Below are 18,723 nucleotides of genomic sequence, written 5' to 3' on the forward strand. Positions count from 1 at the left end.
AGGTCGCCGGGCCGCGCGGCCTCCGCCGAGTCCGGTGCGCCCCGTGGCAGCCGGAGCCGGGGACCCACCCGACCTGGGGTGAATCGGCCGACCGCCCTGTGGGCGCGGCCGTAGGGCACACCTTCCGGAACCACCCGCCCGAACCCGACAGCTAACCCGGTAGGCGGAGTACGGAAGGAGACGCCTTTCATGGCGGCGCACCGAAAGTCCCGCCCCTCGGGCCCACGCTTCGCGGGCATACGGACCCCCGCTCTCGCGACGGCGGCCCTCACGTCCGTGGCACTGCTCTCCCAGACGGCCCACGCCGCGCCCTCCGCCGACGACAGACCCAGCGTCGAGGAGGTCGAGAAGAAGGTCGACGACCTCTACCGCCAGGCGGAGTCGGCCACCGACAGGTACAACGCGGCCAAGGAGAGGACGGCCAGGCAGCGCAGGACCGTCGACACGCTCCTCGACGGCGTCGCCCGGCGCACCCAGGAGCTCAACGAGGCGCGCGACAAGCTGGGTTCGTTCGCCGCCGCGCAGTACCGGACCGGGACCGAGGCCCCCGACACGGCCACCTTCCTGCTGGCCGACAACCCCCAGGACTACTTCGACCAGACGCAGCTGATGAGCCGGCTCACCGGCCGTCAGAAGGAAGCGGTCGACCAGTACGTGACCGACCAGGCCGCGACGATGAAGAAGCGGCAGGAGGCCACCGACAGCCTCCGGACGCTCACCGAGTCGCAGGCGACACTGAGGTCGGCCAAGACGGACGTCCAGAAGAAGCTCGCCGCCGCACGGCAGTTGCTGTCCGAGCTGACCGCCCAGGAGAAGGCACGGCTCGCCGCGCTCGAGAAGCGGAAGCAGGAGGAGGCCCGGCGCCAGGCGGAGGCGCTGGCACGGCAGCAGGCGGACCGGCAGCGGGAACAGTCGTCGTCGAGCACGACGACCGGCTCCTCAGGGGCGTCCGCAACGCACTCCTCCTCGGGATCCTCCGCAACGGGCTCTTCCTCTGGCACTGCCGCGGGGTCCTCCGTTGTGGACTCCTCGTACGCGACGAAGGCCGCGAAGGCCCTCGCCTTCGCCCGCGCGCAGATCGGCAAGCCGTACGTGTGGGGCGCGACGGGCCCCGGGTCCTACGACTGCTCGGGCCTGACCCAGGCCGCGTGGAAGACCGCCGGGCTGACGCTCCCCCGCACCACATACGACCAGGTGAACGCCGGCGCGATGGTGCCGCTCGCCGAGGCGCAGCCAGGTGACCTGGTCTTCTTCTACGACGACGTCAGCCACGTCGGCGTCTACATCGGCAACGGCATGATGATCCACGCCCCGAAGCCGGGCGCCTACGTGCGCGAGGAGTCGATCTACTACGGCGGCGCGTCGATCATCCACAGCGTGGTGCGGCCTGCCTGACACCGACGGCTCAAGGTTCCGGTACGCGCGCGTGGGGTTGTTTTCTGGCTTCACGCGCGCGTGCCCCGTACGCAAGCCGTGCGCGCGTCCCTAGCATCGGGCGCATGTCTGGCACCTCCGCGCTCCGCACCTGGTGGGCACAGCGTCCGCCCGCCACCGGGGCCGCCGTGTTGGCGACCGGCGCCCTGTCGGTCGGGCTGCAACAGGCCGGATACGAGCTCCTCTCCCGTATCGCCCTGGCGCTGGCGGGCGCCGCCTGGCTGGGCCTGGTGGCCGACATCGCCGTACGGCTGCCGCGAGGGCTCCCGGGGTGGCCTGTCGGCTCCCCGGCCGCGCTCACCGTGGTTCCGGCCACCGCCCTGCTGGGCACCGGGATCTCCGGCCTGTACGGGCAGCAGCTCGCCGAGGCGCTCCTCGCGCTGGCCTTCGCGCTGTGGGCGGTCCTGGTCCTCCTGGTGGTACGGAACTGGGAGCGCGGTATGTCCGGGGCCGTGTTCCTCGGATGTGTGGCGGCAGAGGGAATCGCAGTGCTCGGGGCGGTACTGGCCGCGGCCGTCCGGGTGGCCTGGCTCGCCCACGCGGGGCTGGTTTTCTTCTGGCTCGGCCTGGCGTTCTATCTGATCGGGCTGCGGTGCTTCGACCGGCGGCAGGTGGCCGCCGGCGCGGGCGACCACTGGATGGCGAGCGGTGCGCTCGCCCTCTCCGCGGTGGCCGGATCGCGGCTGATCGCCGCCGCGGGCAGCGGCCTCTACCTCTGGAACAAGGACGACAACACGGTCCTGCGGAGCGTCACCATCGCCCTCCTCGCCCTCGCCTTCGTCTGGTACTGCGTGCTGGCGGCGGCCGAACTGCTCCGGCCGCGCACCGGCTACGACGTACGGCGGTGGTCGACCGTCTTCTCGATGGCGATGACGGCGGTGGCGGCGCTGTCCGTCGCCGCCGCCCTCCGGGCGCCGTGGCTGCGTGGACCCGGCCAGGTGCTGCTGTGGATCGCGGTGGCCGCCTGGTGCGCGGTTCTGGCGGTAGCCGTCAGGTCCGTGGTGGAGAGCGTCAGGTCCACAGCACGGCGATGAAGACGTTGGCCATGGTCAGCGCACCGACCAGGGCGAAGAGGGGCTTCTCGACCGTCTCCTCGTCGCGCTTCACGTAGACCAGGCCGAGGATCACGATCAGCAGGGCCAGCTTGACGCCGATCTTGATGGTGTTGACGTGGTGGTGGTCCGCCTGGTCGAGGCCGACCAGAGCCACGCCCGTGACCAGCATGGTCAGCGCGCCGTGCAGCATCGCGGGCACGAAACGGGCCGTGCCCCGGCCCATCGCCTTCATCTGGGTGAGGAAGCCGCCGAGGAGCGCGGCGATGCCGAGGATGTGCAGGGCGACGAAGAGATGGATGAGTACGTCCATGGGGCCGGAGCCTAGTGAGGGGGGCGGCGGGCTTCGACACCGGCCCACGCGGTGTGCGGGGGTCGCACGGCCTCCGGACCCACGCATATATGCGTCCCATAGCACTCCGTCATGACCCCGCGCCCGGAAACCGCCGCAACGGTCATCGCACAGTGTGAAGTCGGCGGCCTCGAGGCGGGATCACGGTCGCATGCGGTCACCGTCAGTCCGGTCGTGCCACTTCCGGACATCGCGTCACAGGACGGTCACGGCCGGTTTAGCGTCCTCCATCAGGTGACCGGCTCCCCACCGCCGCCCGGGCCAGGGGCGGCCGCCGGACACCACCGCCGAGAAAGTCCGGCGGCGGCCTGCTCCCCCTGTGCGGGCCGCCGCCGGACGCGTGACACCGCCCGTCGCCCCGACGGCCGGAGGAAAGGACGTGACGGTCAGGTGGCAGCGCACCGCAAGCCCAGACAGCGTTCGCTCGGCGGGACCACGGCCCGGACCGCCGCCACGATCGCCCTCGCGGGAGCGGCGTCCGCGACCGGCTTCGACGGGACCGGGCACGCCGAACCGCCGCTCTCCCCGGCCCAGGCCAAGGCCGAGGTGGACCGGCTGTACCGGGAGGCGGAGGTCGCGACCGAGAAGTACAACGGGGCCAAAGACCAGGCGGAACGGGCCGCGCAACGGCTCAACGCTCTGCGGGACGAGGCCGCGCGCCGCACGGACCGGCTCCGATCGGCGCGCGAGGCGCTGGGTTCGGCCGCGACGGCGCAGTACCGCGGGGGCGGTGTCGACCCGTCGGTGCGGCTCCTGCTCTCGTCGGATCCCGGACGGTACCTCGACGACGCCGCGTTCGCCGAGCGGGTCGACAGCCGTCGGGCGGCGGCCGTGACACGCGTACGCACGCAGATGCGGGAGATCGAGCGGCTGCGCGGGGCCGCGCGCGTGGAACTGGCATCCCTGACCTCGCGTCAGGCGGAGCTCCGGCGGCAGAAGCGGACGGTCACCGAGAAGCTGAGTGAGGCGCGGCGGCTGCTGTCCCGGCTGACGGAGGCCCAGCGGGCACAGCTCACGGCGGCCACGGGCGCGGGAGATACGTCAGGGTCGGCGGGGCGAGGCCTGGCGGGGACGGTCTCGGCATCGCAGGCGGCCACGGAGGCACCCGACGCACGGGCGGGGGCAGCGGTGGCGTACGCGTACGGCAAGCTCGGCAGCCCCTATGTCTGGGGTGCCACCGGACCCCACGCCTTCGACTGCTCGGGACTGGTGCAGGCCGCGTACCACTCGGCGGGCGTCTCGCTCCCCCGGACGACATACGCCCAGATCGGCGCGGGCCGCCGCGTCCCGCGCTCCGCGCTCCTGCCCGGCGACCTCGTGTTCTTCTACTCCGGGGTCAGCCATGTGGGGATCTATGTGGGGCACGGCCAGATGATCCACGCGCCGAACCCGTCGGCACCGGTACGGCTGGCGCCGATCGACGAGATGCCGTTCGCGGGGGCCACGCGGGTGGTGTGAGCCCGTGCCCACGCCCCGGGGCGACCGGGGCGGCGTCAGACCAGCCGGCGTGCCGTCGCCCAGCGGGTCAGTTCATGGCGGTTGGACAGCTGGAGCTTGCGCAGGACCGCCGAGACATGGGACTCGACCGTCTTCACCGAGATGAACAGCTGCTTGGCGATCTCCTTGTACGCGTAGCCGCGGGCGATGAGGCGCAGGACCTCGCGCTCGCGCTGGGTGAGACGGTCGAGGTCCTCGTCGACGGGCGGCGCGTCGGTCGAGGCGAAGGCGTCGAGCACGAAGCCGGCCAGGCGCGGGGAGAAGACGGCGTCGCCCTCCTGGACGCGGAAGATCGAGTCGATGAGATCCGAGCCGGTGATCGTCTTTGTCACATATCCCCGGGCGCCTCCGCGGATCACCCCGATCACGTCCTCCGCCGCATCCGACACGGACAGTGCGAGGAACCGGACCGGCCGCTCGGCGTCCGAGGTGAACGCGGCACAGCGACGCAGCACCTCCACCCCGCCGCCGCCCGGCAGATGGACGTCGAGAAGCACCACCTCGGGGCGCGTCTCGGTGATCACCGAAACGGCCTGGTCGACGTCCGCGGCCTCCCCGACGACCTCGACGCCGGTCCGCTCGGTCTGTCCGATCTCCGCGCGGACGCCCGTGCGGAACATGCGGTGGTCGTCGACGAGCACGACCCGCACGCGCCGCTCCCCCGTGTCCCCGTCCGCGCGCTCCGGCTCCGCCGGGCCGCCCGGCTCGTTCGCGTCGCTCATGTCGTAGTCTCCGCCCTCTCCATCTCCAGCTCGACCTCCGTGCCGCCGCCCGGCACCGCGCGCAGCCGTGCCCTGCCGCCGTTGCGCTCCATACGGCCGATGATCGATTCTCTGACACCCATGCGGTCCGCGGGTATCGCGTCGAGGTCGAAGCCGGGGCCGCGGTCGCGGACGGACACGAACACGGTCCCCCCCTCGACCTCGGCATAGACCTGGACGGCGCCGCCCTCGCCACCGTACTTGGCGGCGTTCACCATCGCTTCGCGCGCGGCCTGCATCTGCGCGGCCGTCCGATCGTCGAGGGGGCAGTCACCGACGACGACCACCTCGATGGGGACGCCGTGCTTGTCCTCCACCTCCGCCGCGTTGCGCCGGACCGCCTCCGCCAGGGTGCGGGGCTCCTCGTCCTCGTCCTTGCCGGTGCCCTCCGGTTTGTACAGCCACGCGCGCAGGTCGCGCTCCTGGGCGCGGGCGAGGCGGCGCACCTCGCCCGAGTTCTCCGCGTTGCGCTGGATCAGGGTCAGGGTGTGCAGGACCGAGTCGTGGACGTGCGCGGCGACCTCCGCGCGCTCCTGGGCGCGGATGCGCATCAGGCGCTCCTCGGACAGGTCCTGGGACATGCGCACGAGGTACGGTCCGGCGAGCAGCGCTATGCCGACGAGGACCGCGAGCGCGGCCTGAAGGACGGAACCCAGGTGGGCGGCGGAGCCCTGGAGCACGAAGATGCCGGAGACGCCCGCGGTGACGAGCAGGACCCCGGCAGCGGCACGCAGCAGGGTGAGGGTGCGGCGGCGGCTGCCGACCTCCATCCAGCGGGCCCGCCGTGCGTTGTCCGCCTGGCGCCAGACCAGGGCGACGCCCGCCGCGACGAGGACGGCCGGGATGAGATACGCCTTGGCACCGCCGCCGAGATTGACACTGCCGACGAAGGTCACCGCCACGACGACCATGAGGAGCAGGGCGACGATCTGACCCCGGTCGGGTCTGCGGGCGACCAGCCTGCGACGGCCGTCGGGCGAGGTCCCGGTGCCCACCAGGGAGGGGGAGCGGCGGTCGTCGACGCCGCCGACACCGAGCGGCACGAAGAACCAGAACGCGGCGTACAGCAGTGCGCCGAGGCCGTCCGCCGTCATCAGGCCCACGAACACGAGGCGCACCCAGATCACGGGCAGCCCGAGATGCCCGGCGAGCCCCCGCGCCACTCCCCCGAGCCAGCGTCCGTCGCTGCTGCGGTAGAGCTTGCGCGGCGGCCGTGGGTCGGCGAGAGGCACTCCTGCGGCGTCCGGCATGCCAACGATGGTCACACGAGCCGCCTGCCCGGACATCAGGGTGGGCCCCGGAGACTCCCCTGATCTTCGAATCCGGGTGATCGAACACTTCCCTTGACGACTGTCAGGGCAGATTTCAGGGTTCGGCCAGGGCCGTCCCGACTGCCGCCGGGCGGCACCGGCGGGGACCATGGACGCATGACCGATCAGCGGCACACGGCAGCGGGGCGGCGCCCCGGCGCGGGGCACGGCCCCGACGCCCGGCACGCCTCGGCTGCCCCTGGAGCCTCGGGAGAGGAGCCGCGCGCACACGAGGACGGGACCGTACGGCAGGATGCGGCCGTGCGGGACAACGGGGACGAGTACGGGAACGCGGGCGACGACGTGAGCGAGGGCAGGCACCAGCCCCCGGGCCGAGCCCCAGGCGGGACCGGGCGGGACGACACAGGCGCGCAGTTCTCCGCGGCCGGGGTCGGCGCGCGGGGGAAGACGCCCGGACACGACGGCACGCCCTCCGAGAGCGGGGCCGAGACCGGCGAGGGCGCCGGCCACTTCCGGCGCGACCGGGGGCACAAGATGCTGGCCGGCGTCTGCGCCGGCCTCGGGCGGCAGTGCGACATGGACCCGGTGATCTTCCGGATCGGGCTTGCGGTGCTCTCCGCGGCGGGCGGCCTCGGCCTCATCTTCTACGGATTCTGCTGGCTCTTCGTCCCCTACGAGGACGAGGAGGAGAACGAGACCCGCAAGCTGCTGACGGGCCGCGTCGACGGTCAGGGGCTGGCCGCGGTCCTCTTCGCCCTGGTGGGCTGCGGGGTCTTCCTGTCGATGCTCAGGAACGGCGGAGTACTGACCTTCGCCGCCGTCCTGTCGCTGCTCCTCGCCGGCGCGGGGTACTGGTCGCGGCAGCGCGGCGCTCCCGACCCGGACCCGCTGGCCGCCCAGGCGGTCGCCGACGCGCCCCCGGAGGCAACGGCACCGCCCGTCCCCGCCGTCTACCCCTCCTGGTGGCGCGACCCCATCATCAAGGACGGCACACATGTGGGCGGCACGGGCTATCTGTGGGGCCCGAGCGACACGCCGAGCCGGGATGTCGCGGCGGCGGTCAACATCGCCCGCGGCACCTCCTACGGCCGGCGGATACAGACGGCGCCCCGCCCCGCGCCACGGGGGCCGCGCTGGATCGGCGGCTGGGTGTTCCTGTTCGCCCTGCTCGCGGGCGGCCTCGGCACCCGCCTGACGTGGAGCGACCAGGCCCTCGGCACCAGCCTCCAGACGGGCCTGGCGTGCGCGCTCGTCGTGTTCGGCACGGGCATCGCGGTCAGCTCCTTCCTGGGGCGTACGGGAGCGGGCTCCTTCTTCCTGGCGCTGCTCATGGCGGCCCTGCTCGCCGCGTCGGTGGCGCTACCGAGGGACATCAGTACGCACTGGACGCGCACGACGTGGGCTCCTGTGTCGGCAGCCGCCGTGCAGGGGAAGTACGACCTCGGCACCGGCGTGGGCACCCTGGATCTCAGCCGTCTGAAGCCGGACGGGGACCGGACGGTGACGACCCGGGCGGAGGTGGGCGTGGGCCGGCTCAAGGTGGTGGTGCCCGCGGACTCGACGGTGAGGCTGAGGATCGACGCCGGTGTCGGCGACATCCGGTTGCCGGGCGAGTCCACGAAGGACGTGGACGTCGAGACCGGCAGGCACAAGGAGGTGACGCTCTCTCCCCCGCCGGGGACGAAGAGCGTTGCCACGCTCGACCTCAGCTTGCAGGTCGGTATGGGCCAGGTGGAGGTGACCCGTGCTGCGTCATGAGTTCCAGCCCGGCCGGCTGGTCGCCGGTGCGTTTCTGGCCGCCGCGGGGGTCGTCTTCATCGGCGACGCGCGTGGGGCCTGGGAAGCGCCGTGGTTCGCGATCGTCCCGATCGTCGGCGGCGGGATCTGCCTCGCGGCCCTGACCGGCATGCTGACCCGCGCGATACGCAGGGGCCGCTCGACCCCCGAGGAATCCCCCACCGAAGGGGACGGAGCGACGGCTCGCTAGCCCGACCGCCGTGATGGTCCCGGGGGGCGCCGCGCGACCGTCAGGCCCCCGTGCCGTATCCCCGCCACCGGCCCGGTTGGGACCCGGTATCGCCCGCGACCGGCAGGCCCCCGGGCCACGCCCACTCACCTGCCCGGAAGGACCCGGCGTCGCCGGTCTGCTCATGGGCGTGGGGCCCGTGGTGGTTTACCGGTAGGCGTCCATGTGTCGGCGCTGCCGTCGTCGGGAGCGGAGGGGGGCGTCCAGGGAGAGGACGGGGGCGCCGGCGAGGACCAACGGAAGCCAGGCCATCAGGTAGGCGAGGTCGTTGCCGTAGTAGTAGGGCGTGGAGGCCCAGCTCACGGTCAGCCACAGGCTCAGCGAGATGAGCGCACCGCCGAGCGCGGCGAGGCGGGCCAGCAGACCGACGAGTGTGCCGATGCCGACGGCCAGCTCACCGAGGGCCATGGCGTATCCGAAGCCGGAGGGATTCTTCAGCGCGAGGTCGACCAGGGCCGGGATCGCGGAGGAGCCACGCACGGTGCGCATCAGGTCGCCGATCGAGCCGGAGCCCGAGTCGTGCAGGAAGGTGCTGCTGGTGAGCTTGTCGAAGCCCGCGTAGATGAAAGTGACGCCGAGGAAGATGCGCAGAGGAAGCAGGGCGTACCGGGTGGCGGTGTCCTGCCAGGAGCGGTCCTCCTCGATGTACGAAGTATGGGTGTCCGTGCGCATGCCCTGAGCCATCGTGTCCGCCGCCTCTCACCCGCGTGCCGTTGACCCCTCAACAGACCATACGTACGAAGGAGGGCAATCGCTCACCGGTGTGCGCCGACTTTGCGGCCTCCGGCCCCCGACGGGGGCTTTGTGGACACGAACGACCCGGACCCGGCCCCGCCTTCCGCGCCTGCGTCCCCGTCTCCCTCCGCCTTGCGCCGGGATGGGCCGGTCGGGGGCACACTGGGCCGAACGGTGGAAGGCGGATAGCTGTCACTCCGTCACGTCGATGGTGACCCGGTTGGTTTCCACCCCGGCCGCCGTCACCACCTGGACGTCCACCCTCCCGGGTTCCACATCGGCCGGTACCGGGACGGTCAGCAGCGTGTCCGTGGGGTTGCTGAAGCCGCCGGGGACCGGGACCAGGGGCACATGGACGTGGACCGTGCCGATGCGGACCGCCATCCGGGACAGACGGTCCGCCGTCTCGGCGCCGGACGGTACGAAGCCGGCACCCCGGATCTCGATGTCGTCGCCCGTGCGGATCGACGCGTCCAGATCGCCCGCCTCCCGGGCCCGGACCACCGACAGGATCACCGGGCGACCGCCCTCGGCGTACTTCCCGGCGAGGTAGGTGGCGGCGGAGACCAGTACGAGCAGGGCGAGACTCCACGGCAGGTCGGGAAACCGGTCGGGGCGGCGGGCCAGCCGTACCACCGCGAAGAGCAGCGCGACCCCGCTGATCACCACGTACTGGATGTCCGCGAAGCTCCCGCGTCCGGAGTCGTCCGTCATCAGGTCCGCCGCCCGGGGCCGGTCGGCACGTACCTTCTGCAGGCGCTGGCCGAGGACGCGCAGCCCCACCACCCTCCGTACCAGGACCGCGATCCCGGACACCACGGCGACCACGGTCACCACGCCCGCCCCGCGGGCGAGGTCGAGTCCGGCGATCAGCGCGTCGCGCCTGTCGTGCGCCGAGGCCACCGCCAGCTCACCGATGAGCACCAGCAGCGCGTACACGACGAACAGCACCCAGCCGGCCGCCACCGCACGCGAGGTCGACAGCCGGTTGTCCTCGCCGATGACGGGCGCGAGCGCCCCGCCGCGCGCCCGGTGCAGATGGCCGGCGGCGGTGAGCGCGGCACCCGCCAGCACGGCCGCGACCAGTCCGGCCGTCCGCGCCGCTGTCCAGCCCGCCCCGATCGCCGTCAGTGCCTGCGTCAGCAGCAGGACGCCGATCCCGCCCCACACCACGATCGCCGTGAGCCGCCACAGCCGACCCAGCCAGACCTCGCCGTCGGCCCGGCTCCGCTCGGCGACCAGGCCCGCGGACTGGGTCAGTTCGTCGGACACCCACTGACGGGACGCGGACGCCGAGTGCGCGACCGCCGGGGGCAGCCCCCGCCCGGAGGCGAACTCGTCCCGTTTCGCAAGGAATTCGGCGACCGCGCGCCGGTGCCCCTCACGCGCGCCGTGGGGGCAGTCCCCGCAGGTGCAGCCACCCTCGTGCGTACCCGGACCGCTTCCGCGCCCCGCGCCCTGCCTCGCCTCCTGCACCGCCACGACCGCTGCCGCCTTCCACACACCAGATCCCAAGCCGCACCCACCACCGCAACTGGCATGCGACGACAGCGAATTGTGCCGTACGAAACACGCCCCGCGTCCGCCAGGTCCGGTCAGAGCGGGTGAAAGAACGGACTGTCGATTGACACTCCCTTGACCGCCATCGAAAAAATCCCTGTTGCCCCGGCCGCCCCTCACCCGGATCGAGCCGGCGGCGATCGGTCAGGTCAGGAGGTCGGGCTCGCTGCGGCTGATGTCCTGCCACAGCGGCTGGTAGTTGATCCAGGCCACCAGGTCCCCGCCGAGCTGCTCGCGGGTCTCCACCGCCTTCCGGTGGTCTATCAGGACGGGCCGTCCCGCGGCCTTCGCGGTCAGCTGCACCTGGCACGAGCGTTCCATCGACAGAAACCACCAGGCCGCAGCGTCCACCGAGTCGCCGACGGTCAGCAGCCCGTGGTTGCGCAGCACCAGCGCTTTGCGGCTGCCGAGCGCATCGGCGATCCGGCGACCCTCCTCGGTGTCCACGACGACGCCGGTGTAGGAGTCGTAGACGGCGTGGTCCTCGTAGAAGGCGCAGGACTCCTGGGTGATGGGGTCGAGCAGATCACCGAGTGCCGCGAGGGCCCGCCCGTGCACCGAGTGGCAGTGGGCGACGGCGACGGCGTCGGGGCGGGCGGCGTGCACCTGGGCGTGCACGGTGAACGCCGCCTGGTTCACGTGGTAACGGCCCTGGAGCACCTGCCCGTCCTGGTTGGCGAGCACCAGGTCGCTCACGGTGACGTGCCGGAAGGGCATCCCGAACGGGTTGACCCAGAAGCAGTCGCTGAACTCCGGGTCCCGGGCGGTGATGTGCCCGGAGACGCCGTCCTCGAAGCCGAGCCGTCCGAAGATCCGCAGCGCGCCCGCGAGCCGCTCCTTGCGGTGCGCCCGTTCGTCCTCGACCGACTCGTGCATCGGCGGCATCGCGAATGTCAGCCGGTCGGTGGGCAGGGGCGGGGGCGGAGTGGGGCCGTGCATGGGTCCTCCGGCGCTGGGTTGACGGTCGGGGCGGAAGTTACCGTCGGTCAGGCCCGGATGACAGCGCAGGTTTGTAAAGATGACGCTCACATCGGATACCGGACAGAAGATGTCCGGTATCGGCGACAGACTTGCCCCATGAGAACGAACTGGGCGGCTTTCACCGCGGCGGAACCCGAGCTCGCCACCACCGTCGAGGCACGCTTCGAGGCGTTCACCCACCATGTCCTGGCCACGCTCCGCAAGGACGGCATGCCGCGCACCACCGGCCTCGAGGTGCGCTTCCTGCACGGGGAGCTGTGGTTCGGGATGATGCCCGGCTCCCTGAAGGCGCTCGACCTGCGCCGCGACCCGCGCTTCGCGTTGCAGGCGAATCCGGGGCCGGGCACCGGGATGGGCGGCGGGGACGTGCGGATCACCGGGAGGGCGGTGGAGGTCGACGACCCGGCCACGAAGGCCGCGTATGTGAAAGAGGTGGAACCGCCGCAGCCGTTCCACCTCTTCCGCACCGAGCTGACGGAGGTCGTACGGACCCACGTCGAGGACGACACGTATCTGGTCGTCGAGGTCTGGAAGCCCGGAGAGCCGGTGCGCGCTCTCCGGCGGACGTGACCCGGGAGATCCGCGGGGTCACGCCCGCTCGATGCGGAAGATCCCTGGGATCACGCCCGCTCGATAGGGAAGATCCCCGGGATCACGCCCGCTCGATCCGGGAGCTCCCCCGGATCACTCCCACTCGATGGTCCCCGGCGGCTTCGAGGTCACGTCGAGGACGACCCGGTTGACGTCGCGGACCTCGTTGGTGATCCGGGTGGAGATCTTAGCGAGCACGTCGTACGGCAGCCGCGACCAGTCGGCGGTCATGGCGTCCTCGGACGAGACCGGCCGCAGCACGATCGGGTGGCCGTAGGTGCGTCCGTCGCCCTGGACACCGACGCTGCGGACGTCGGCGAGCAGGACCACCGGGCACTGCCAGATGTCGCGGTCGAGGCGGGCCGCCGTCAGCTCCTCGCGGGCGATGGCGTCGGCCTCACGGAGGAGGTCGAGCCGCTCCTTGGTGACCTCGCCGACGATACGGATGCCGAGGCCCGGGCCCGGGAAGGGCTGGCGCTGGACGATCTCCTCCGGCAGGCCGAGCTCCTGGCCGACCATGCGGACCTCGTCCTTGAACAGCTTGCGCAGCGGCTCGATCAGCTTGAACTCGAGGTCCTCGGGGAGGCCGCCCACGTTGTGGTGCGACTTGATGTTGGCCGCGCCGGTGCCGCCGCCGGACTCGACGACGTCCGGGTAGAGGGTGCCCTGGACAAGGAACTCGACCGGTTCGCCGCTCTCGCCGGCCTCCGCGACGATCTCCGCCTGGGCCTGCTCGAAGACCCTGATGAACTCGCGGCCGATGATCTTCCGCTTCTCCTCGGGGTCGGAGACGCCCTGGAGCGCGGTGAGGAAGCGCTCCTGGGCGTCGACGACCTTCAGCTGGACACCGGTGGCCGCGACGAAGTCCTTTTCGACCTGCTCGGTCTCACCCTTGCGCATCAGGCCGTGGTCGACGTACACGCAGGTCAGCTGGGAGCCGATGGCCTTCTGCACGAGGGCGGCGGCGACGGCGGAGTCCACACCGCCGGACAGACCGCAGATGGCTCGCCTGGTGCCGACCTGCTCGCGGATCGCCTCGACCTGCTCCTCGATCACGTTGCCCGTGGTCCAGGTCGGGGACAGGCCCGCGCCGCGGAACAGGAAGTGCTCCAGCACCTGCTGGCCGTGCGTGGAGTGCATGACCTCCGGGTGGTACTGGACGCCGTACAGCTTCTTCTCGTCGTTCTCGAAGGCGGCCACCGGGACGACGTCCGTGGACGCCGAGACGCTGAAGCCCTCGGGGGCGGCGGAGCAGGCGTCGCCGTGGGACATCCATACGGACTGCTCGGTGGGGGTGCCCTCGAAGAGGGTGGAGGACGGCTTGGAGACGGTCAGCGCCGTGCGGCCGTACTCACGGGCTCCGGTGTTGTCGACGGTCCCGCCGAGGGTCTGGGCCATGAGCTGGAAGCCGTAGCACATGCCGAAGACGGGGACGCCGGCCTCGAAGAGGGCACGGTCGACGGTCGGGGCGTCCTCCTCGTAGACCGACGAGGGGCCGCCGGAGAGGATGATCGCCGCCGGGTTCTTGGCGAGCATCTCCTCGACCGGCATGGTGCTCGGCACGATCTCGCTGTAGACCCGGGCCTCGCGGACGCGACGGGCGATGAGCTGGGCGTACTGCGCGCCGAAGTCGACGACCAGAACGGTGTCGGGGGCGGCGGCAGCGTGGGTCGCTGATGACACGGGGTGCCTTCCGGCGGTCGGGCGGGGATCTGTGCTAACGATTCTAACGGGGTGGCCGTGGGACCCCTTCCGCCCGCGCCGGGCCTTCGGCGGCGGACCGCCCCGTCTCACCATCCGAACCCGGTTGGACGCCGTCCGTCGCCACGGCATACTGGGGCCATGTTCTCGCACACGACCTTCGTCTTTACCTATGGCACCGGGCCCGCCGGATGCCATGGTCGTGCTGCTTGAGCCACTGACAAGCGACTTCCCAGGCGCCCCGGGCCGATACGGTCCGGGGCGCCTGGCGTGTGCGGACCGTGCCGATCCGGGGCCCACCGACCCTTGAGGAGCCCCGGGCATGACCGCCGTCACCACCGAGCAGAGCGCCGTCGCCGAGACGAGCACCGCCGCCGAGAAGAACGCCACCGAGAAGAACCCCACCGCCGGAGACAATCCCGACGGGCAGAGCACCGCCGAGAAGACCGGCGCCCATACGCCCGAGGCCGCGGACGTGATCACGGGCGCGCGCGTACGCATCGACGCGCTCGACGACCGCATCATCGGCCTCATCCAGGAGCGCGTGGCGGTTTCCGCCGTCATCCAGGAGGCCCGCATCGGCTCCGGCGGCCGCCGGGTCAACCTCTCCCGCGAGATGGAGATCCTCGGCCGCTACCGGGAGGCCCTCGGCAAGCCCGGCACCGCCCTCGCGATGACCCTGCTGGAGCTGTGCCGGGGCCGCGTCTGACCCGCGGCGCGCATTTTCGTACGCACGCATCCTCGTAGTGCGCATCCTCGTAGTGCGCATCCTCGTAGTGCGCATCCTCGTAGTGCGCATCCTCGTAGTGCGCATCCTCGTACGACCGTGCGACCGGATACACGTCCACGTGCCGCCTCACCCGTACGGCGCGTGACCGGCACGCCCAGGACGTCGTTGGTCCCGGTGTCCGTGCCAGCCAGGGGCGGGCCCGAAAGAACCACGCGTGGCTCCGCTGGAGCGATGAGACGGACGGCTCGTGCCGTGCGTCGTGGGACCTCGCTCCAGGACGTGATCGGACGGCAGGGGACAGCAGCCCGGTCACCAGTAAAACGGCCGGTTCCGGGGACGCCTGGAACCGGCCGGCGGAATCCGCCCCGAGAAGGCCGGCACCCTCGGCGGCCGGACAGACGGGCGACAGCACCTTCCCGCTCACAGACAGGCGGCGCGACCCCCCGGCGCCGCCGTCCGGCCACCGGCACTGCCCTGACGTCGGTGCCGGCGGACAAGGGCCCCGCGGACCCCCGCCCTCTCGGCTCACCTCTCGGCGAGGGATCCTCCCCCCGCCGCGGGGCCCTTGACCGGGCCCGGCCCCAGGCTCCTGCTTTCCGGACCGCTGCGCGGCCAAGAGCAGACGCCCGACCCCCAGAGACCGACCCCCAGACGCCGCCCCCCAGAGGCCGACGCCAAATGCCGGCCGCAGAGGCCGGACATATGCCGCAACGCCCCGGAGAATCGCGTGCGTAGCCCGCGGACGGATCAGACCCGCGAACCCGGATGAGGCCCGCTGGCCCGGGATGAGACCCGCAGACTTCCATGTGTGAGTCGTGTGTGAGTCGTGTGCCGCAGCCCACATAAGAATTCTGTGAGTGCGAGGGCAACCATTCACAGCGTTCACAGGTCACACCCCACGAATCAAGGGCCGCAGCCCCGCGCCCCACACGCGGAGGCCTCCCCCATAGACGTGCCGCGCCCTCGCGGCCACCGGAATTTACGAGGTCTTCATGAAGCTTCGTCATGCCATAGCCACCGCGGTTGCCTCGGCGGCCATGGCCCCGCTCGCCCTGCTCTCGGCTCCGGCCGCGTTCGCCGAGGACCCCTCGCCCTCCGCCTCCGCCACCGAAACCGTGACCAGCGAGTCGCCGACCAGCCCCGCGCCCGACACCACGACCCCCCCGGCCGACTCGGGGTCCTCGGCGTCGGCGTCCTCGGCCCCCGCGTCCTCGGCCCCCGCGTCCTCGGCCCCCTCGGTGACCGCCTCGGTCACGCCGAGCCGGAGCCAGAGCCAGACGCCGAGCAGCGGGCCGACCGACCCGTCCGGGGGCTGGTCGCCGGACCAGTGCGAGGACTTCAACCTGGACGAGAACCTCAAGGTCACGGTGAAGGGCCTGCCGAGCAAGATCGTCGCGGGTTCCGGCTGGCACGGCTTCACCTTCTCGGTGCGCAACAACTCGGACACCGACCTGAAGAACGTCTGGGTCAGCACGTTCACCGAGTACGCCGACGACGTGGACGCCTCCCTGGCGTTCGACCTCGCCCAGCTCCAGTACAAGGACCCGGAGACGGGCAAGTGGACCGACGCCTACCAGGACGGGGACGGTGACACCGTCCTCTCCGGCACCTTCGTCGGCGTCATCGACGCCATCGACAAGGGCGCGACCGTCGACATGGACCTGCGGGTGCGGATCAGCTCCAAGGCCCCGGCGGGGTCCTCGTTCGCCCTGAGCAGCGCCATCTACGCGGGCAAGGGCACGGCGTGCAACGGCAACGGGGACTCCTACGACTTCACCGTGCTCGCGGCCGGCACCAAGCCGACCGACAACGGTGACGCCAAGCCCAACGGCGACAAGCCGACCAAGCCCACGACCGACATGAAGCCGCAGGGCGGCTCCGAGCAGCTCCCGGTCACCGGCAGCCTCGCCTCGACCGGGTCGTCGTCCACGCTGCCGGTCATCGCGCTCGTCGGCGGTGTCGCCGTCGTCGCCGGTGCGGGTGCGGTGTTCGCCGTGCGGCGCCGCAAGAGCGGTGGTCAGGCCGCGTAACGGCCTCGGGACCGCGTGGCGCGCTCGCGCGCCACGCACCCGGAAGCACCACGGAGGAAGGACCTGAGCTCGGAGGGGGGCCCAGGTCCTTTCCCTTTCCCGCGCCGGTTCTACAGGTCCGTCTGCCCGGCGGGCGGGCTCTTCTCAGGCACCGTCGGCATCCCCAGGAACGGCAGCCGCAGTGCTCCGAACGCCTTTTCGGGCACCGCCGGGCGCCGGGGTTCCACCGGCTTCAGACGCTCGTAGGCCGCCCCCTGCACCGGGCGGGGGTCCGCCTCGCCCTTGTTCGGCCAGTACGACATCGCCCGCTCGGCCTGAGCGGTGATCGTCAGAGACGGGTTGACACCCAGGTTCGCCGACACCGCCGCTCCGTCGACCACCGAGATCCCGGGGTGACCGTACAGCCGGTGGTACGGGTCGATCACCCCCGTCTCGCGCGAGGCCCCGATGGGGCAGCCACCGAGGAAGTGTGCGGTCAGCGGGGTGCCCATCAGTTCGCCGACGTTGCTGCCCGCGAAGCCGTTGATCTCGACGGCGAGCGCGTCCGCCGTCTCCGTACCCGACTTGATCTGCTTGGGGTTGGGCGCGCCGTGTCCCTGGCGGGCCGTGAGCAGGCCCTTGCCCGGGCCCTTCGGCTTCAGATACGTCGTCAGGGAGTTGTCCAGGGTCTGCATCACCAGGGCGATGATGGTCCGCTCCGACCAGCGGCGGTACGAGAGGGAGCGGAGCAGCAGCCACGGGTGCCGCGCAGCGTTCGCCAGCCAGGCCACGGCGCGGGAGGAGCCCTCCGCGTAGGGCACCTGAAGGGTCGACAGACCGCCCATCGCGTTCGATCCCTTGCCGTAGCGGACCGGCTCGATGTGGGTGTTCTCGTCCGGATGGATCGAGGACGTGATGGCCACGCCGCGGGTGAAGTCGAGCTTCGCGCCGTGCGCCTTGCGGTAGCGGCGGTCGTCCGTCCGCGCGCCCACCAGCGCCTCCGAGTTGGAGCGGGTGAGTTCGCCCAGCCGATCGGACACGTAGGGCAGTTGGCCGTGCGCCTTCATACGGTGCAGCAGCGTCTGCGTCCCATAGGTGCCCGCCGCGAGGACGACCTGGCGTGCCGTGAAGATCCGGCCCCTGCCCTTGCGCTTGTCGTCCGTCGGCAGGGTCGCGACGGCGTAGCCGCCCCGGGAGTCGTCCGTGACCGAGACCGCCGTGGTCATGGGGTGGACGACCGCGCCGGCTTTCTCCGCGAGATAGAGGTAGTTCTCGTTGAGGGTGTTCTTCGCGCCGTGGCGGCAGCCCGTCATGCACTCCCCGCACTCGGTGCACGCCCGGCGGGCGGGCCCGGCGCCGCCGAAGTACGGGTCGGGGACCTCTTGGCCCGGCCTGGCCTTGGCCGTTCCGTCGGCGTCGTCGCCGTCCCCGAAGAAGACCCCTACCGGCGCCATGTGGAAGGTGTCTCCCACGCCCATCCGCTCGGCGGCCGCCTTCAGATGGACGTCCGCGGGGGTCACGGTCCGGTTGAGCCGGGCGCCCAGCATGCGCCGCGCCTGGTCGTAGTACGGCGTCAACTCCTCCTGCCAGTCGGTGATGTCCTTCCACTGCGGGTCGTCGAAGAACGGCTTCGGCGGTACGTAGAGGGTGTTGGCGTAGTTGAGGGAGCCGCCGCCGACGCCGGCGCCCGCGAGCACCATCACATTGCCGAGCAGATGGATGCGCTGGATGCCGTACAGGCCGAGGGCGGGCGCCCACAGATAGTTCTTCAGGTCCCAGGAGTTCTTCGGCAGCGAGGCCCGCGTGAAGCGGCGGCCCGCCTCCAGGACGCCCACGCGGTAGCCCTTCTCGGTCAGGCGCAGCGCGGAGACGGATCCGCCGAATCCCGATCCCACGACGATGACGTCGTAGTCGTATCCTTCCTCGCCGTGCCCTTCCTCGTCCTGGGCGTGGACAGACTTCTCCTGCGACACGTGCTCTCCTCGTTGAGAACGGTGTCGGCCGACGGAAAGCGGGGTGGCCG

16 protein-coding genes and 1 riboswitch are annotated in these 18,723 nt (G+C 71.7%); of the genes, 8 read left to right on the top strand and 8 right to left on the bottom strand.

Annotation, left to right across the window (positions count from 1 at the left end):
* Nucleotides 1-13: 13 nt before the first annotated feature.
* Nucleotides 14-181, top strand: a riboswitch (cyclic di-AMP (ydaO/yuaA leader).
* 8 nt (nucleotides 182-189) lie between these two features.
* Both ABZ823_RS03895 and ABZ823_RS03900 read left to right on the top strand, forming a co-directional pair.
* A complete protein-coding gene (locus ABZ823_RS03895; protein WP_361653353.1) occupies nucleotides 190-1,395 on the top strand; it encodes an NlpC/P60 family protein in 1,206 nt (401 codons plus the stop codon).
* A gap of 104 nt (nucleotides 1,396-1,499) precedes the next feature.
* Nucleotides 1,500-2,468: a hypothetical protein gene (locus ABZ823_RS03900; protein ID WP_361653355.1), complete on the top strand. Its 969-nt coding sequence runs from the start codon at nucleotides 1,500-1,502 to the stop codon at nucleotides 2,466-2,468.
* Here the strand turns inward: ABZ823_RS03900 and ABZ823_RS03905 are convergent.
* Nucleotides 2,446-2,799 (bottom strand): hypothetical protein, encoded by a 354-nt coding sequence (locus ABZ823_RS03905; RefSeq protein ID WP_361653357.1) that lies wholly within the window; start codon nucleotides 2,797-2,799, stop codon nucleotides 2,446-2,448. The two genes, ABZ823_RS03900 and ABZ823_RS03905, sit on opposite strands and share 23 nt — an antisense overlap.
* A gap of 429 nt (nucleotides 2,800-3,228) precedes the next feature.
* On the opposite strand from ABZ823_RS03905, the gene ABZ823_RS03910 reads away from it, so the two are divergent.
* A complete protein-coding gene (locus tag ABZ823_RS03910; RefSeq protein WP_361653359.1) occupies nucleotides 3,229-4,296 on the top strand; it encodes an NlpC/P60 family protein in 1,068 nt (355 codons plus the stop codon).
* Between the two features lie 35 nt (nucleotides 4,297-4,331).
* Here ABZ823_RS03910 and ABZ823_RS03915 read toward each other — a convergent pair whose 3' ends face one another.
* Together ABZ823_RS03915 and ABZ823_RS03920 are read right to left on the bottom strand one after the other, a co-directional pair.
* Nucleotides 4,332-5,057 (bottom strand): response regulator transcription factor, encoded by a 726-nt coding sequence (locus ABZ823_RS03915; protein WP_361653361.1) that lies wholly within the window; start codon nucleotides 5,055-5,057, stop codon nucleotides 4,332-4,334.
* Nucleotides 5,054-6,346, bottom strand: coding sequence for a PspC domain-containing protein (locus tag ABZ823_RS03920; RefSeq protein ID WP_361653363.1), 1,293 nt, complete (start codon nucleotides 6,344-6,346; stop codon nucleotides 5,054-5,056). The genes ABZ823_RS03915 and ABZ823_RS03920 overlap by 4 nt, the downstream gene beginning before the upstream one ends.
* A 177-nt stretch (nucleotides 6,347-6,523) precedes the next feature.
* Between ABZ823_RS03920 and ABZ823_RS03925 the strand changes: the two genes are divergently transcribed.
* Both ABZ823_RS03925 and ABZ823_RS03930 read left to right on the top strand, forming a co-directional pair.
* Nucleotides 6,524-8,125 (top strand): PspC domain-containing protein, encoded by a 1,602-nt coding sequence (locus ABZ823_RS03925; RefSeq protein ID WP_361653365.1) that lies wholly within the window; start codon nucleotides 6,524-6,526, stop codon nucleotides 8,123-8,125.
* On the top strand, nucleotides 8,112-8,354 hold the full coding sequence (locus ABZ823_RS03930) for a hypothetical protein (protein WP_361653367.1): 243 nt from the start codon (nucleotides 8,112-8,114) through the stop codon (nucleotides 8,352-8,354). The genes ABZ823_RS03925 and ABZ823_RS03930 overlap by 14 nt, the downstream gene beginning before the upstream one ends.
* Before the next feature lie 186 nt (nucleotides 8,355-8,540).
* Here ABZ823_RS03930 and ABZ823_RS03935 read toward each other — a convergent pair whose 3' ends face one another.
* The 3 genes from ABZ823_RS03935 to ABZ823_RS03945 all read right to left on the bottom strand — a co-directional run bounded on the left by ABZ823_RS03935 (nucleotide 8,541) and on the right by ABZ823_RS03945 (nucleotide 11,627).
* Entirely contained in the window at nucleotides 8,541-9,065 is a 525-nt protein-coding gene (locus ABZ823_RS03935) for a DoxX family protein (protein ID WP_361653369.1), read from the bottom strand.
* 255 nt (nucleotides 9,066-9,320) lie between these two features.
* Complete coding sequence (locus tag ABZ823_RS03940; protein ID WP_361653675.1) at nucleotides 9,321-10,610, bottom strand: hypothetical protein; 1,290 nt, start codon at nucleotides 10,608-10,610, stop codon at nucleotides 9,321-9,323.
* A gap of 222 nt (nucleotides 10,611-10,832) precedes the next feature.
* Entirely contained in the window at nucleotides 10,833-11,627 is a 795-nt protein-coding gene (locus ABZ823_RS03945; protein ID WP_361653371.1) for a class II aldolase/adducin family protein, read from the bottom strand.
* Between the two features lie 138 nt (nucleotides 11,628-11,765).
* Between ABZ823_RS03945 and ABZ823_RS03950 the strand changes: the two genes are divergently transcribed.
* Nucleotides 11,766-12,239: a pyridoxamine 5'-phosphate oxidase family protein gene (locus tag ABZ823_RS03950; protein ID WP_361653373.1), complete on the top strand. Its 474-nt coding sequence runs from the start codon at nucleotides 11,766-11,768 to the stop codon at nucleotides 12,237-12,239.
* Nucleotides 12,240-12,353: 114 nt separating this feature from the next.
* On the opposite strand, the gene guaA is transcribed toward ABZ823_RS03950, so the two are convergent.
* A complete protein-coding gene (gene guaA, locus ABZ823_RS03955) occupies nucleotides 12,354-13,943 on the bottom strand; it encodes a glutamine-hydrolyzing GMP synthase (protein WP_361653375.1) in 1,590 nt (529 codons plus the stop codon).
* A gap of 493 nt (nucleotides 13,944-14,436) precedes the next feature.
* On the opposite strand from guaA, the gene ABZ823_RS03960 reads away from it, so the two are divergent.
* Nucleotides 14,437-14,670 (top strand): chorismate mutase, encoded by a 234-nt coding sequence (locus ABZ823_RS03960; RefSeq protein ID WP_361653677.1) that lies wholly within the window; start codon nucleotides 14,437-14,439, stop codon nucleotides 14,668-14,670.
* Nucleotides 14,671-15,683: 1,013 nt separating this feature from the next.
* Nucleotides 15,684-16,721: an LPXTG cell wall anchor domain-containing protein gene (locus ABZ823_RS03965; protein WP_361653377.1), complete on the top strand. Its 1,038-nt coding sequence runs from the start codon at nucleotides 15,684-15,686 to the stop codon at nucleotides 16,719-16,721.
* A gap of 110 nt (nucleotides 16,722-16,831) precedes the next feature.
* Here ABZ823_RS03965 and ABZ823_RS03970 read toward each other — a convergent pair whose 3' ends face one another.
* Nucleotides 16,832-18,673: a GMC family oxidoreductase gene (locus tag ABZ823_RS03970; protein WP_361653379.1), complete on the bottom strand. Its 1,842-nt coding sequence runs from the start codon at nucleotides 18,671-18,673 to the stop codon at nucleotides 16,832-16,834.
* Nucleotides 18,674-18,723: the final 50 nt, after the last annotated feature.

Origin of the sequence: Streptomyces sp. NPDC047079 (assembly GCF_040643755.1) — a bacterium.
Lineage (GTDB): Bacteria > Actinomycetota > Actinomycetes > Streptomycetales > Streptomycetaceae > Streptomyces.

Bases quoted from the DNA above. Each gene is read 5' to 3' on its own strand.
- ABZ823_RS03895 (WP_361653353.1), top strand. From the start codon at position 190: ATGGCGGCGCACCGAAAGTCCCGCCCCTCGGGCCCACGCTTCGCGGGC.
- ABZ823_RS03900 (WP_361653355.1), top strand. From the start codon at position 1,500: ATGTCTGGCACCTCCGCGCTCCGCACCTGGTGGGCACAGCGTCCGCCC.
- ABZ823_RS03905 (WP_361653357.1), bottom strand. From the start codon at position 2,799: ATGGACGTACTCATCCATCTCTTCGTCGCCCTGCACATCCTCGGCATC.
- ABZ823_RS03915 (WP_361653361.1), bottom strand. From the start codon at position 5,057: ATGAGCGACGCGAACGAGCCGGGCGGCCCGGCGGAGCCGGAGCGCGCG.
- ABZ823_RS03920 (WP_361653363.1), bottom strand. From the start codon at position 6,346: ATGCCGGACGCCGCAGGAGTGCCTCTCGCCGACCCACGGCCGCCGCGC.
- ABZ823_RS03925 (WP_361653365.1), top strand. From the start codon at position 6,524: ATGACCGATCAGCGGCACACGGCAGCGGGGCGGCGCCCCGGCGCGGGG.
- ABZ823_RS03935 (WP_361653369.1), bottom strand. From the start codon at position 9,065: ATGCGCACGGACACCCATACTTCGTACATCGAGGAGGACCGCTCCTGG.
- ABZ823_RS03945 (WP_361653371.1), bottom strand. From the start codon at position 11,627: ATGCACGGCCCCACTCCGCCCCCGCCCCTGCCCACCGACCGGCTGACA.
- ABZ823_RS03950 (WP_361653373.1), top strand. From the start codon at position 11,766: ATGAGAACGAACTGGGCGGCTTTCACCGCGGCGGAACCCGAGCTCGCC.
- ABZ823_RS03965 (WP_361653377.1), top strand. From the start codon at position 15,684: ATGAAGCTTCGTCATGCCATAGCCACCGCGGTTGCCTCGGCGGCCATG.